This window comes from Mesorhizobium sp. M0106 (assembly GCF_040322715.1).
Taxonomy (GTDB): domain Bacteria; phylum Pseudomonadota; class Alphaproteobacteria; order Rhizobiales; family Rhizobiaceae; genus Mesorhizobium.
The window spans coordinates 1-13,413 of sequence record NZ_JAMYUA010000026.1 but is presented as its reverse complement, the minus strand read 5'-3'; the positions used below and the strand labels follow the sequence as shown (position 1 = coordinate 13,413).

12 protein-coding genes are annotated in these 13,413 nt (G+C 63.3%); 6 read left to right on the top strand and 6 right to left on the bottom strand.

Translation table 11 applies throughout. From position 1 onward, the window contains the following. Window positions 1-145: 145 nt before the first annotated feature. Window positions 146-907 (bottom strand): ABC transporter permease, encoded by a 762-nt coding sequence (locus tag NKJ55_RS22900; protein WP_352451914.1) that lies wholly within the window; start codon window positions 905-907, stop codon window positions 146-148. Between the two features lie 14 nt (window positions 908-921). After that, the gene (locus tag NKJ55_RS22895; protein WP_352451844.1) at window positions 922-1,848 is read right to left on the bottom strand and encodes an ABC transporter ATP-binding protein; all 927 of its coding nucleotides are present in this window, start codon (window positions 1,846-1,848) and stop codon (window positions 922-924) included. 263 nt (window positions 1,849-2,111) lie between these two features. On the opposite strand from NKJ55_RS22895, the gene NKJ55_RS22890 reads away from it, so the two are divergent. The 4 genes from NKJ55_RS22890 (at window position 2,112) to NKJ55_RS22875 (ending at window position 7,122) form a co-directional block, all read left to right on the top strand. Beyond that, window positions 2,112-3,485, top strand: a complete 1,374-nt coding sequence (locus NKJ55_RS22890) for a cytochrome ubiquinol oxidase subunit I (protein ID WP_352451843.1) — start codon at window positions 2,112-2,114, stop codon at window positions 3,483-3,485. Further along, complete coding sequence (locus tag NKJ55_RS22885) at window positions 3,482-4,486, top strand: cytochrome d ubiquinol oxidase subunit II (protein WP_352451842.1); 1,005 nt, start codon at window positions 3,482-3,484, stop codon at window positions 4,484-4,486. Before NKJ55_RS22890 ends, NKJ55_RS22885 begins: the two co-directional genes overlap by 4 nt. 102 nt (window positions 4,487-4,588) lie before the next feature. After that, the gene (locus tag NKJ55_RS22880; RefSeq protein ID WP_352451841.1) at window positions 4,589-5,467 is read left to right on the top strand and encodes a hypothetical protein; all 879 of its coding nucleotides are present in this window, start codon (window positions 4,589-4,591) and stop codon (window positions 5,465-5,467) included. Next, window positions 5,410-7,122, top strand: coding sequence for a mechanosensitive ion channel family protein (locus NKJ55_RS22875; protein WP_352451840.1), 1,713 nt, complete (start codon window positions 5,410-5,412; stop codon window positions 7,120-7,122). The genes NKJ55_RS22880 and NKJ55_RS22875 overlap by 58 nt, the downstream gene beginning before the upstream one ends. A gap of 192 nt (window positions 7,123-7,314) precedes the next feature. Here the strand turns inward: NKJ55_RS22875 and msrA are convergent, their stop codons facing one another. The 4 genes from msrA to NKJ55_RS22855 all read right to left on the bottom strand — a co-directional run bounded on the left by msrA (window position 7,315) and on the right by NKJ55_RS22855 (window position 10,527). Next, window positions 7,315-8,043: a peptide-methionine (S)-S-oxide reductase MsrA gene (msrA, locus tag NKJ55_RS22870; RefSeq protein WP_352451839.1), complete on the bottom strand. Its 729-nt coding sequence runs from the start codon at window positions 8,041-8,043 to the stop codon at window positions 7,315-7,317. 73 nt (window positions 8,044-8,116) lie between these two features. After that, complete coding sequence (locus NKJ55_RS22865) at window positions 8,117-8,452, bottom strand: hypothetical protein (protein WP_352451838.1); 336 nt, start codon at window positions 8,450-8,452, stop codon at window positions 8,117-8,119. A gap of 78 nt (window positions 8,453-8,530) precedes the next feature. Then, window positions 8,531-9,241 (bottom strand): DUF1223 domain-containing protein, encoded by a 711-nt coding sequence (locus NKJ55_RS22860; RefSeq protein ID WP_352451837.1) that lies wholly within the window; start codon window positions 9,239-9,241, stop codon window positions 8,531-8,533. 221 nt (window positions 9,242-9,462) lie between these two features. After that, on the bottom strand, window positions 9,463-10,527 hold the full coding sequence (locus NKJ55_RS22855; RefSeq protein ID WP_352451836.1) for a TadE/TadG family type IV pilus assembly protein: 1,065 nt from the start codon (window positions 10,525-10,527) through the stop codon (window positions 9,463-9,465). Between the two features lie 159 nt (window positions 10,528-10,686). Between NKJ55_RS22855 and lepA the strand changes: the two genes are divergently transcribed. Both lepA and NKJ55_RS22845 read left to right on the top strand, forming a co-directional pair. Further along, window positions 10,687-12,492: a translation elongation factor 4 gene (gene lepA / locus NKJ55_RS22850; protein ID WP_352451835.1), complete on the top strand. Its 1,806-nt coding sequence runs from the start codon at window positions 10,687-10,689 to the stop codon at window positions 12,490-12,492. Window positions 12,493-12,759: 267 nt separating this feature from the next. Continuing rightward, window positions 12,760-13,272 carry a hypothetical protein gene (locus NKJ55_RS22845; RefSeq protein WP_352451834.1) on the top strand — a complete coding sequence of 171 codons (513 nt, stop codon included), beginning with the start codon at window positions 12,760-12,762 and terminating at the stop codon, window positions 13,270-13,272. Window positions 13,273-13,413 lie beyond the last annotated feature (141 nt).

Below are 13,413 nucleotides of genomic sequence, written 5' to 3'. Positions count from 1 at the left end.
TCGATAACATGATATATAACAATGCATGAAAAGCAAGATCGAGGCGTTCAAGCGCGAGTTCCAGGCATCGTGCGCAGGCCTATGTCGCCTTCGGCAAGGAAAGGTCGATCGATAAGGCTGCTTCGCCTGGACGAGGCCCGTTCGATCAGTTGCGCAGCCGGTAGCCGGTCCTGAAGATCCAGGCGACGATCGCTATGCAGATGAGCAGGAAGACCACCGTCATGCCGAGGCTGACGCCGACTGAAACATCGGACTTGCCGTAGAAGCTCCAGCGGAACCCACTGACCAGGTAGACCACCGGGTTGAACAGCGTCACCGTGCGCCAGATGCCGGGCAGCATGTTGATCGAATAGAAGCTGCCGCCGAGGAAGGTCAGCGGCGTGATGATCAGCAGCGGCACGAGCTGCAGCTGCTCGAAGCTCTTCGCCCAGATGCCGATGATAAAGCCGAACAGGCTGAAGGTCACCGCCGTCAGCACCAGGAAGGCGAGCATCCAGAACGGATGCTCGATCGTCAGCGGCACGAACAGCGAGGCCGTCGCCAGGATGATCAGGCCAAGCACGATCGACTTTGTCGCCGCGCCCCCGACATAGGCGATGACGATCTCCAGATAGGACACCGGCGCGGACAGCAATTCGTAGATCGAGCCGACGAATTTCGGAAAATAGATGGCGAAAGAGGCGTTGGAGATCGATTGCGTCAGCAGCGACAGCATGATCAGCCCCGGTACGATGAAGGCGCCGTAGCTGATGCCGTCGATCTCGGTGATGCGCGAGCCGATGGCCGAACCGAAGACGACGAAATAGAGCGACGTCGAAATGACCGGCGAAACGATGCTCTGCAGCACAGTGCGAAGGGCGCGCGCCATCTCCACCCGATAGATCGCCCATACCGCATGAAGATTCATGGCCGCGCGCGGGTTCATGCCGGTTTCCTCACCAGATTGACGAAGATCTCCTCGAGCGAGCTGTTTTCCGTATCGATGTCGCGGAACTGGATGCCGGCCGCCTCGAGCTCGCGGATCAGCGAGGCGACGCCCGGCCGTTCGCTCTGGTTGTCATAAGTATAGGTCAGCTGTCCGCCATCCGGCGAAAGCTCCAGCGCGTAGTGCGAAAAAGTATCGGGAACGGTGGCCAGGGGACTGCGCAGTTCCAGCACAAGCCGTTTGCGGCCAAGCTTGCGCATCAGCTCGGCCTTGTCCTCCACCAGCACGATCTCGCCGCGGTTGATGACGCCGACGCGGTCGGCCATCGCCTCGGCTTCTTCGATGTAATGCGTGGTCAGGATGATGGTGACGCCGTCTTCGCGCAGCCGGCGCACCATCGCCCACATGTCCTGGCGCAGCTCGACATCGACGCCTGCCGTCGGTTCGTCGAGGAACAGGATGCGCGGCTCGTGCGACAGCGCCTTGGCAATCATCAGCCGGCGCTTCATGCCGCCGGACAGCGTGATCGCCTTGGCGTCCTTCTTGTCCCAGAGCGACAGGTCGCGCAGCACCTTTTCGACGAACGCCTTGTCCGCCGGCTTGCCGAACAGGCCGCGGCTGTAGTTGACCGTCGCCCACACGCTCTCGAAGGCGTCGATGGTCAGTTCCTGCGGCACCAGCCCGATCAGACTGCGCGCGGCGCGGTAGTCGCGGTTGATGTCATGGCCGTCGACGGTGACGGAACCCGACGAGCGGTTGACGATGCCGCAGACGATCGAGATCAGCGTTGTCTTGCCGGCGCCATTCGGCCCGAGCAGCGCAAAGATCTCGCCGCGCACGATGTCGAGATTGATCTCCTTCAGCGCCTTGAAGCCGGTGGCGTAGGTCTTGGTGAGCCCGGAAATCGAGATGATCGGCTGCATGGCTGAAAACGACTGCTTGAAACAGAGTTGTTGATTTAGTCCGCTGAATGTCGGTTCGCAAATCCGGATGTCAATGGCGCTCCTGACAGTTCTGGACCATCGAGGTTCGCCGGAATAGGCAACACCTGCCCGGTCGTCCAGCCAAATTCCACGTAAAAGCAGATTAACCGCACTGCGGCGTTCCGCCTCGCGGCGGGACGCCGCTTTGACCGTCCGGTGCATCAAGCCTATCCTTCAACAAACAAGCAGCAGCCGGAGCCGCCATGGACCCGCTCATTCTGTCGCGCATACAGTTCGGCGCGAACATCTCGTTCCACATCCTGTTCCCGGCGATCACCATCGCGCTCGGCTGGGTGCTGCTGTTCTTCAAGCTCCGCTACAACGCGACAAACGATTCCGCCTGGATGCGCGCTTATTTCACCTGGGTTAAGGTATTCGCGCTGTCCTTCGCCATGGGCGTGGTTTCCGGCGTCACCATGAGTTTTCAGTTCGGCACCAACTGGCCGGGCTATATGGAGACGGTCGGCAACATTGCCGGCCCGCTGCTGGCCTACGAGATCCTGACCGCCTTCTTCCTCGAGGCGGCGTTCCTCGGCATCATGCTTTTCGGCTTCCGCCGTGTCTCGAACCGCGTCCATACACTGGCGACGGTGCTGGTGGCCGGCGGCACCACCTTGTCCGCCTTCTGGATCATCGCACTCAATTCGTGGATGCAGACGCCGGCCGGCTTCGAGATGCGCGATGGTGTAGCGCACGCCACCGACTGGTGGGCAGTTGTCTTCAATCCGTCCATGCCCTACCGGCTCGTCCATATGCTGCTTGCTTCGGGCCTGACCGTCTCGTTCCTGGTCGCCGGCCTGTCGGCGCTGCGCTATCTCTACGGCGATCGCTCGGAATCGATGTGGAAGGCGCTGCGCACCGGCGTCTTCACCGCCGCGATCCTGATCCCGATCCAGATCTTTGCCGGCGACCAGCACGGCCTCAACACGCTGGAACACCAGCCGCAGAAGATCGCCGCGATGGAGGCCAACTGGAACACCGGTCCCAACGTGCCGCTGGTGCTGTTTGCGGTTCCCGATGAAGCGGCCAAGGAGAACAGGTTCGAGCTCACCATTCCCGATGGCGCCAGCCTCATCCTCAGGCACAGCGCCGGCGGCATCGTGCCGGGGCTGAACGATTATGCCGGCAACCATCCCCCGGTATTTCCGGTGTTCTGGGGCTTTCGCATCATGGTCGGCACCGGCCTCCTGATGCTCGCCGTCTCTTGGTCGGCGGCCTTCTTCCTCAAGCGCCGCCACGGCCTGCCCAAGCCGCTGGCGCTCGTCATGGTGCCGATGGCGCTGTCCGGCTGGCTGGCGACGCTGGCCGGCTGGTACACCACCGAGATCGGCCGCCAGCCCTGGCTGGTCACCGGCGTGCTGCGTACCGCCGATGCTGTCGGGCCGGTCGCCGGCAGCCATGTCGCGCTGTCGCTCGCGGTCTATCTCATCCTCTATGTGCTGCTCTTGATCGCCTATCTCGGCGTGTTGGTGCATCTGGCATTGAAGGCGGCGAAGGATGGTGACACCTCGCCGCTGCCGGGCGTCATGAACAGGCCGCTGTCGCAGCCGGTTGCGCAACCAGGAGAAACATCATGAGCGTCGACTGGCCGACCCTGCTGCCTCTGATCTTCGCCGGCCTGATGGGCCTCGCTATCCTGATCTACGTCATCCTCGACGGCTTCGATCTCGGCATCGGCATCCTGTTCGCCGCGGCCGAAGAAACCGAGCAGGATACGATGATCGCCGCCATCGGCCCGTTCTGGGACGCCAACGAGACCTGGCTGGTGCTGGCGGTCGGCTTGCTGCTGGTCGCCTTCCCATTGGCGCACGGCACCATCCTGACGGCGCTCTACATTCCGGTCTTCGTGCTGCTGGTCGGCTTGATCCTGCGCGGCGTCGCCTTCGATTTCCGCGCCAAGGTGCCGGCCGGCAGGAAGCACCGCTGGAACCGCATCTTCTTCCTCGGCTCGGTCATCGCTTCGCTGGCGCAAGGTTATATGCTCGGCGTCTATGTGCTCGGCCTCGACGTCGGCCCTGGCGGCGTCGCTTTCGGCGCGCTGGTGGCGCTCTGCCTTGCCGCGGCCTACGCGGCGATGGGCGCGGCCTGGGTCATCTACAAGACCGAAGGCGATCTGCAGAAGAAGGCGGTGCTGTGGCTGCGCACGGCGTTGGTGCTGACCGCGCTCGGCATGGTCGCGGTATCGCTGGCCACGCCCTTTGCCAGCGCGCGCATCTTCGACAAATGGTTCGTCTGGCCGGCCATGCTCTATTTGTCGCCGCTGCCGACCCTGTCGGCAGTGCTGTTCCTGTGGCTGTGGCGCCAGACCTTCCATCTGCCGAAGCCCGACGACCGCCACGCGCTGCTCCCGTTCCTGACATTGGCCGCGATCTTCACGCTCGGCTTTGCCGGCCTCGCCTGGTCGTTCTACCCCTTCGTGGTGCCCGACCGGCTGACCATCTGGCAGGCTGCTTCGGCACCCGAAAGCCTGGCCGTCATCCTGGTCGGGACGGTCGTCGTGCTGCCGATCATCATCTTCTATTCGTTCTTTGCCTACCGGGTGTTCGCCGGCAAGGCGACGGATCTGACCTATGACTGACCGGCATCGCCGTCGCAGCCTGAAACAGAATATTCATCTTCAAGCGGAATAACCTTCTCTGGCCGGCCCAGCAGAATCGCCGGCAAGAAGAAGGGCAATAGAATGAACCCCTTTTCTGCGGCAGGAGAGGATCGGCTGCTGCTTTTGCTGATCCGGACGGTCGCGCTGATCGGCGCACTCGCGCTTGCCGGCCTGCTGCCGGCCATGCCGCAGGCGCATGCCCAGGACGCGGCCAACTGGACGGGCGTGTGGGACACGAAGTGGCGCGGCGGCGGCGCCCAGATCAAGTTCGAGCAGACGGGCACTGACGTAAAGGGCATGTACCCGCTTTATAACGGCCGTATCGAGGCCAAGGCCGAAGGCGACAAGCTTGTCGGCCACTGGTTCGAAGGCGACCGCCAGGGCGCCTTCACCTTCGTCCAATCGCCCGACGGCGGCAGCTTCATGGGCCGCTTCGATGCCGCCACCGCCGAATGGTGGACAGGCGTGCGCGTCAGCGCCGTCGAGGACGTCCGCGTCGACCAGTCGAGCCCGATGAGCACCATGCGCTCGTTCCTGCAGACGATGAACGAGAGCGGCGCCGACAACGTGCCGCGCGCCACCGGCGGCGGCATGGGTCTTGCCGGTCTGGCAGCGGGTCTCGTCGACGTCACCGAGGCCGACCGCGGCGGCCTCAACATGCCCGATTACACCAAGCTTCTGTTCACCGTCATCGACAACGCGACGTTCCGTCTGTGGAGCCTGCCGCATGATGCGATTTCCGGCGACGAGGTGACGGCGACGCTGCCGCAATACGGCACCAGGGTCTCCTTCGCCGTCACTTTTCGCCGCAAGAAGGCGACTGGTTCATCGTCGGGCCGCCACTTGGCCAGCTCCAGGCAAAGCTCGCCGAATTCCAGGAAGCGCGTGGCGAAGCCGTCGACATGGTCGACGATCCGAGCAGGCTCGCCTCGCCGCGCGACACGTTCAAGGTGCTGTTGAGCGGCCTCACCGAGGCCGGCGATCCGGCACAGGCGGCGCTCGACCTGCGCAACTACAGTCAGGCGGTGCGTGGCGACGAGGCGTTCCTGCTCGAGCGCTATCTCAAAAAGGTCATCGACCGCATCGGCTACGTCTATTGGCAGCAGATCCCCGACGATCCGAAGAGCAATACCCCCTTCGTCTATTTCGAGCATCCCGCCGGCAACATCGTCATCGGCCCGGTCGAGACTGAGAAGGACAAGATCTGGCAGTTCACGCCCGAGACGCTCGCCCACATCCGCGCGCTCTATGCCGATGTCGAAGACGTGCCGGTGGCGCCGGAATTCGCCGCCTTCGCCAGCACCGACCCGTTCTTCATCGCCCGTGGCCTCGCCCGCGAGATCAGCCCCGGCCTGCTCACCCGCGCCGGCCCGATGGAGCGCTGGCAATGGTCGATGCTCAGCCTTGCCGCGCTGGCCGGCATCGTCTTCGGCTTCATCGCCAATGCGCTGATTTCCTTGTTTGTGCGAAGGACGGACAGCCCGGCCTTCTTCCGCATTGTCGAATGGGCGGTGCGCTCGATCGTGCTTGGCTTCTTCCTGCTGTTGACGCTGCGCCCGCTCGGTCTGCCGCAAGTGGTCGCCGCCCCGGTCAAGGCAATCGCCTGGAGCCTGGTCGTGATTGGCGCCGTGCCGGTGGTCTGGCACCTGATCGGCAAGGTCGCCGACCATTACCGTGGACTGTGGCAGGTGCCCGGCTATCACGACACGCTGATTTCGCTGTCCACCGGCGTGGCGCGCGTCGCCGTGCTGGTCGTCGCCTTCCTGCTGCTGGCCGAATTGCTCGCCATCCCCTACGAAGGCGTCATTGCCGGTCTCGGCATCGGCGGTCTGGCGGTGGCGCTGGCGGCGCAGCCGACGCTGCAGAACTTCCTCTCCGGCCTGACGCTTTATGCCGACCGGCCGGTCAGCGTCGGCGACTTCTGCAAGTTTGGCGACCAGTCCGGCACGATCGAGCATATCGGCATGCGCTCCACCCGCATCCGGTCGCTCGACCGCACGATCATCTCGGTGCCAAACTCGGATTTCGCCGGCATGCAGATCGAGAACTACGCGCATCGCGACCGCACCCGGTTCGCGACGACGCTGCAGCTGCGCTACGAAACGACGCCCGATCAGCTACGTTACGTCCTGGCCGAGCTGCGCAAGCTGCTGATTGCCCATCCTCGCGTCATCGATGAGCCGTGCCGCGTGCGCTTTGCCGGCTTCGGCGCCTATTCGCTCGATATCGACGTGTTCACTTATATCAAAACCGCCGACGTGGCCGATTTTCAAGCCATCCGCGAGGACATCCTGTTGTCCATGATCAACATCATGGATGATGCCGGCGCGCAGTTCGCCTTCCCTTCGTCACTGGAATACAGAGCCACCGACCTTCCGGTCGACGACGAAAAACGCATCGCCGCGGAGAAAAGGGTCAGCGATTGGCGCGAGGCGCAAAATCTGCCTTTCCCCGACTTCAGCCAGATCGACAAATTCGCCCTCAACAACACACTTGCCTACCCGCCTGAGGGCTCGGCGCATTATCGCGAGACAGAGCCCGACCCGGACTCGGCCGAGGCAAAGGCGACGCTGGAGAAGGTGCGCTGGAGCCTGCCCTGGAAAAAGGGGGAGTAGTGCGAAGCGCGGAAACTGCTGATCTCCGGGGGAGATGTCGCTGAAAGCGACAGAGGGGGGTCGCCGCGCGTGGAGTGCAAACTTCGTCTTCCTCGATATGCCGGACCGCGTCGCGCCAACCGAACCGACCCCCTCTGGCCTGCCGGCCATCTCCCCCTCAAGAGGGGAGATCAGCAGGCCCCCCGCAAAAGCTCAGCTCTTGTTGGCGGCCAGCACCAGCACCGGCTTTTCGCTGTAGAGGTTGGGGAACAGCCGCTTCAGGTTCTCGACCTTGGGCAAATCGTTGTAGACGATATAGGGATAGGTCGGGTTGAGCGTCAGAAAATCCTGGTGATAGTCCTCGGCCGGATAGAAGGTCTTGCCAGTCTCCAGCGTCGTCACGATCGGCTTGGGAAACACCTTGGCCTTGTCGAGCTGGGCGATGTAGCTTTCGGCGATCTTTTTCTGTGCGTCGTTTTCGGCAAAGATCGTCGAACGGTACTGGGTGCCCGTGTCCGGGCCCTGGTAGTTCAGTTGCGTCGGGTTGTGCGCCACCGAGAAATACACCTGCAGCAGCTGGCCGTAGGTCACCTTGGACGGCTCGTAGGTGATCTCGACGGATTCGGCATGGCCCGTCCGGCTGGTGCCGACCATTTCATAGACGGCCGTGTCCTGGTCGCCGCCGGCATAGCCGGAAACGGCGCTGGTGACGCCCTTGATGTGCTGGAACACGCCTTGCACACCCCAGAAGCAGCCGCCGGCGAAGACCGCCTTTTCGGTGCCGGCGGTGGCCTTCTCGTCCATTGCCGGCGGCGGGATCACCACCGCGTCTTCGGCCGAGACTGCCGGCGTCTGCCAGAATACGGCCGCGGCGGCCGTGAGGATGAGCGCGGCAAGTGCTGCTTTTGCGAAAATCGACGATCGTTTCACGGCTCCGGTCATGTCTGATCTCCCATGATGCTGGTTTGGATTATACGACGGATCCGCCGGGCTCTCACATTGCTGTGCGCATCGCCTATTTGGCCGAGGCCATGGCATCGCAGGCCTTGGTCGCCTCTGTCTTCTTCATGGCGTCCGTCTCGGCGGCGGCCCTGTTCATGCAGTCGGCCTTCATCGGATCGCCCGCCTTCATCGCAGTCGTGGCCATCGCGTCAGCCGCCATGGCGCCGGCCGGCTTCATGGCATCCGTTGCCGGCTTCATGGCGCCCGTTGCCGGCTTCATGGCGTTTGTCGCCATCGCCGGCTTCATCGCATCTTCGGCCCGTGCAGCGCCTCCCGCAAACAGCGCCGTCGAGCAAAGTGCGAAGGCGAGTGCCGCCAGGGTCGGGCGATTGGTCAAACGATTGGTCATGATGATCTCCTAGGGTTCTGGCAGGGTTGATCGCATGCGGCGGCGCCGCTGCGCGTTGTGAAAATTTCGGCAGGGTTTCTAGTTGGTAGCGGCAGCAAGGATCGGCCCGCCGCCCGGCACCTGCACCAGCACCGCTGTGCTGAGGCCGCCCGTCGCCGCCGGCAGCGGCAGTGCGGTGGCGTCGCCGGTCCAACTGCCCAGCCTGGTCAGCGAATGCACGACATTGGCGTGCGGCAGCGTGCGGCCGGTGTTTTCGCCGCGCGCCACCGGCACCTCGACGATGCCCTTGCCGTAACGCACCAGCCAGACGTCGGCCTTGCCGCCGGGCACCGGACCGGCGCCGATGCTGACCTTTCCGCCGGCGAGCGACAGCGAAGGTCCGTCACCGTGGCCGCCGCTCGAAATCAGCTGCTCGATCTCGCCCGGCCTGGCGCCGACGGCATCGGCCCTGCCATTGACCACCACTTGCGGCGTGAACGGGCCGGAACGGCCGAGCGACGGTTCATAGCGGACCTGGCGCTGCGTGAATTCTTCTTTGCCGAATGTGTCCTTCCAGCCGAGATAGTCCCAGTAGGTGACGTTGAAGGACAGCGCCAGCACGCCGGGCCGGTCCTTGACCTTGATCAGATTGGCGTTGGCCGGCGGGCAGGACGAGCAGCCCTGGCTGGTGAACAGCTCTACGACGGTCAGCGTCTGTCCGGCGGCCGCGCTGGTTGCCGACAGCACAGTCGCGGAAAACAGTGCCGCGGCGAGCCCCATCAGGGCTGTGCGTCGTTTCGATCCGGTCATCGCTGTTCTCCTGTGCGGTTCCATGTCCACACTTCGCCGCCGACACACGGTTCGTTACAGCATCACCGCTTCGTGATCGTTCGCAGCTCTCCCGTCTCCCACAGGGGCGAAGGGAAGACGGTCGCTCGCAACCAACACGTCACCCGGTGTGACCGGGGCGGCGGTGTGATGGACGGGTAGCCTAAGCGGGCCGATATGCCCTCGCACTCAGCTGCGGCGGCCTATTGTGTCAACAGCGTTTCGGATGCCCGCTGATTGAAGGCGCATTTGCCGGTTACTGTGTAGAAAAAGTCCGCGTTGGAATCGGTGATGGTCGGAGATGTCGGCACCGACGATCCCCCGTCTTCCCACGCTTGTGTGCTGGTCTGGCCGCACGGCACCAGTGTGAAGATATCGACCGTTTGGCCACTGGCGATCTCGACGCCGTTCGCGTAGAGGCGGTTCGATGTTGCCGGATCGTTCGATTTGAGCACCGTTGGATTGCCTGACGGAACATCCATCTGCAGATATAGCTGGTCCATCTGGCTGACGTCGATCACCGCGCCGGCACCGGTCGCGGGATACATTGTGTTGACACAGGTGGTCGCGTATTTCCTGCCATATGAGTCGGTCTGGACGATCGTGGTGCTAGGCAAGCCGTAGAAGCTGAGCACCGTCGTGGTCGTACACACCTGCTGCTGGGCCATGGTGATCGTCGCTCCGTTGATGGTGGAGACGGTCGCCGTGCCATAGCCTTTCGGATCGCCATAACCGTTGTATGTGTAGGTGATCTTCATCAGCTTGTTGGCCACCGTGTCCCCGAATTTGGTGCCGTAGAGCGTCATTGTCTTGCCCCACCAGCCCGAGACCTTGGTCACCTTGAACGTGGCTTGCACCAACGCCGGCCGCTTTGTCACTGCCGACGCAACGCCGATCTGCACCGTGTTGATCCTGGCGATCTGCATGAAATTCGTCGGCATGGCAAAGCCGGCCGAAGCCTTGATGCTGGCGGCGCCGTCGGTGGCGACGACGAAGCTGTCGAGCTTGGCCGTGCCTTGCCCGCCATTGGCCAGATATGCCTCCTGCAGTTTTACCTGGCGGTCCGCCAGTGAGGTGTCCGTCGCAAGCGTCGTGATCGACAGCGACGCTGCATCGAGGGCGTTCTGCATCGATGCCCTGGTTGAAACCGCAGAGGTATAGTCGGTGGAAAAACCCAATGCGGCAACCATCGGGATAAGCAAGATGGCGAGCAATGGCGCGAACGAGCCGCTCACCGATCTGAGAAGTTTGCGTGCTGACAGCGGCATTCCGATCCCCCCGAAACGGCGATAGACCGGTGGGTTACCATGCCGGGCGCAAACTATGCTCTAATCTCATGGATCAAAGTTTAACGACTTTGCCGCCCGGCCGCCGCACCCGCGTCCCGCCGCTTGCCGATGTACCGTGCCCCTGCTAAAGCGCGCCGCATGACCACGCCGATCAAAAACATCCGCAACTTCTCCATCGTTGCCCATATCGACCATGGCAAATCCACGCTTGCCGACCGGCTGATCCAGTCGACCGGCGGGCTGGAGCTGCGCGACATGAAGGAGCAGGTGCTGGACTCGATGGACATCGAGCGCGAGCGCGGCATCACCATCAAGGCGCAGACGGTGCGGCTGAAATACCGCGCCAACAATGGCGAGGACTATATCCTCAACCTGATCGACACGCCCGGCCATGTCGACTTCGCCTATGAAGTGTCGCGCTCGCTCGCTGCCTGCGAAGGTTCGCTGCTGGTCGTCGACGCCTCGCAAGGCGTCGAGGCGCAGACGCTGGCCAATGTCTACCAGGCGATCGACAACAACCATGAGATCGTCGTGGTGCTGAACAAGGTCGACCTGCCCGCCGCCGAGCCCGAGCGCATCCGTGAACAGGTCGAGGAGGTGATCGGCATCGACGCCTCCAACGCCGTGCTGATCTCGGCCAAGACCGGGCTAGGCATTCCCGACGTGCTGGAAGCCATCGTCAACGATCTGCCGCCGCCGCGCGAGGGCGACATCACGGCCCCGCTGAAGGCGATGCTGGTCGACAGCTGGTACGACGCCTATCTCGGCGTCATCGTGCTGGTCCGCATTATCGACGGCGTGCTGAAGAAGGGCCAGACCATCCGCATGATGGGTACTGGCGCCAGGTACCTGGTCGAACGCACCGGCGTCTTTACGCCAGCCCGCATCAATGTCGACGAGCTCGGCCCCGGCGAGTTCGGCTTCTTCACCGGCTCGATCAAGGAGGTTGCCGACACCCGCGTCGGCGACACCATCACCGAGGACAAGCGCCCGACGGCACAGGCCCTGCCCGGCTTCAAGCCGGCGCAGCCGGTGGTGTTCTGCGGCCTGTTCCCGGTCGACGCCGCCGATTTCGAGGATCTGCGCGCCGCTGTCGGCAAGCTGCGCCTCAATGACGCGTCCTTCTCCTTTGAAATGGAAACCAGCGCCGCGCTCGGCTTCGGCTATCGCTGCGGCTTCCTCGGCCTGCTGCATCTCGAAATCATCCAGGAGCGGCTGGAGCGCGAGTTCAACCTCGACCTTATCGCCACCGCGCCTAGCGTCGTCTACCGCCTGCTGTTGAACGACGGCTCGGTCAAGGAACTGCACAACCCGGCCGACATGCCCGACGTCGTCAAGATTGCGGCCATCGAGGAGCCGTGGATCCGCGCCACCATCCTCACCCCCGACGACTATCTCGGCGGCATCCTGAAACTCTGCCAGGACCGGCGCGGCATCCAGGCCGACCTCTCCTATGTCGGCAAGCGCGCCATGCTGATCTACGATCTGCCGCTCAACGAGGTGGTCTTCGACTTCTACGACCGGCTGAAGTCGATCTCCAAGGGCTACGCCTCCTTCGACTATCACCTCACCGACTACAAGGAAGGCGACCTGGTGAAGATGTCGATCCTGGTCAATGAGGAGCCGGTCGATGCGCTGTCGATGCTGGTCCACCGTACGGCGGCGGAAAAGCGCGGCCGGCAGATGTGCGAGAAGCTGAAGGAGCTGATCCCGCATCATCTGTTCAAGATCCCGATCCAGGCGGCGATCGGCGGCAAGGTCATCGCCCGCGAAACGATCTCGGCGCTGCGCAAGGACGTCACCGCCAAATGCTACGGCGGCGATGTCTCACGTAAACGCAAGCTGCTCGACAAGCAGAAAGAGGGCAAGAAGCGGATGCGGCAGTTCGGCAAGGTGGATATCCCGCAGGAAGCGTTTATCCAGGCCTTGAAGATGGGCGATTGAGAAGCCGGTTGGCGCGCACAGCGCGCCAAGCCATCGATCCAGTGAATCGATGGCAGGCTTCGAAAGCGGGGGAGCTGCCGGAAGCAGTGGGCCCCCGCCAGCGCGGCGCTGAAGCTGCATGGTGGAGCATGGTGGAGATTGGGCAGAAGAGTGCGACAGGTCAGCAAGCTGGATACGCGCCGGCCATTGCGACCCTTCAGGACAGCGGACCATCATTGGAGAATGCCCCATCCCGAAGTATCCTCGCGTCGGCTTGGGGAGACATCAATGCGTTCCACCTTGGACACCATTGCCGCGATCGGCCTCGCCATCGGCGGCGCTCTGGGCCTCGCCGGCACCTTCGTCGAGAGCGCGCCACTCCGCGAAACGCTCTGGACGATCGACGGCGTGGCGCTCGTGGTGGCGACCGCGCTGCTGACGATGAAGTATCAGCGGCAGGGCAATGACTGGGTGGCGGCTGGATTTTTGACCTTTCTCGCCGGCGAAAGCCTGCTGCTCTCCGGCAATGCGGCCGGGCTTGAGGCCAGCGTGCCCTCCTATGTCGGCGGTATCTCGCTTTGGGCGGCGGCGCTGGTCATGGTCAGCGCGCCGAAAACCTTCGCGCTGTGGATGCGGCTTACCGCTGTCGTGGCGGCTGTGCTGTTTGTCGTCTCAGTGGGCCTGATCCTGTGGGGTGCGCCTTTGCTGCCGACCTCGACGCCGCTGCCCGCTGCCGGATATCCCTTCCTGGTGCTCACATTCATCGGCTGGATCTGGACGCTGCTGAAGCCCAGCCGGTGAGGCCAGTCGGACCGCCCCCTCTCCGGCCTTCGCGGCCACCTCTCCCCCACTTCGTGCTAGGCGATTCACACATTTCGAAGCGCCCATCCATGGGCGATGGACAGGAAGTGCTGCAATCCGTGTCGGAAGGTGATGGGTCCT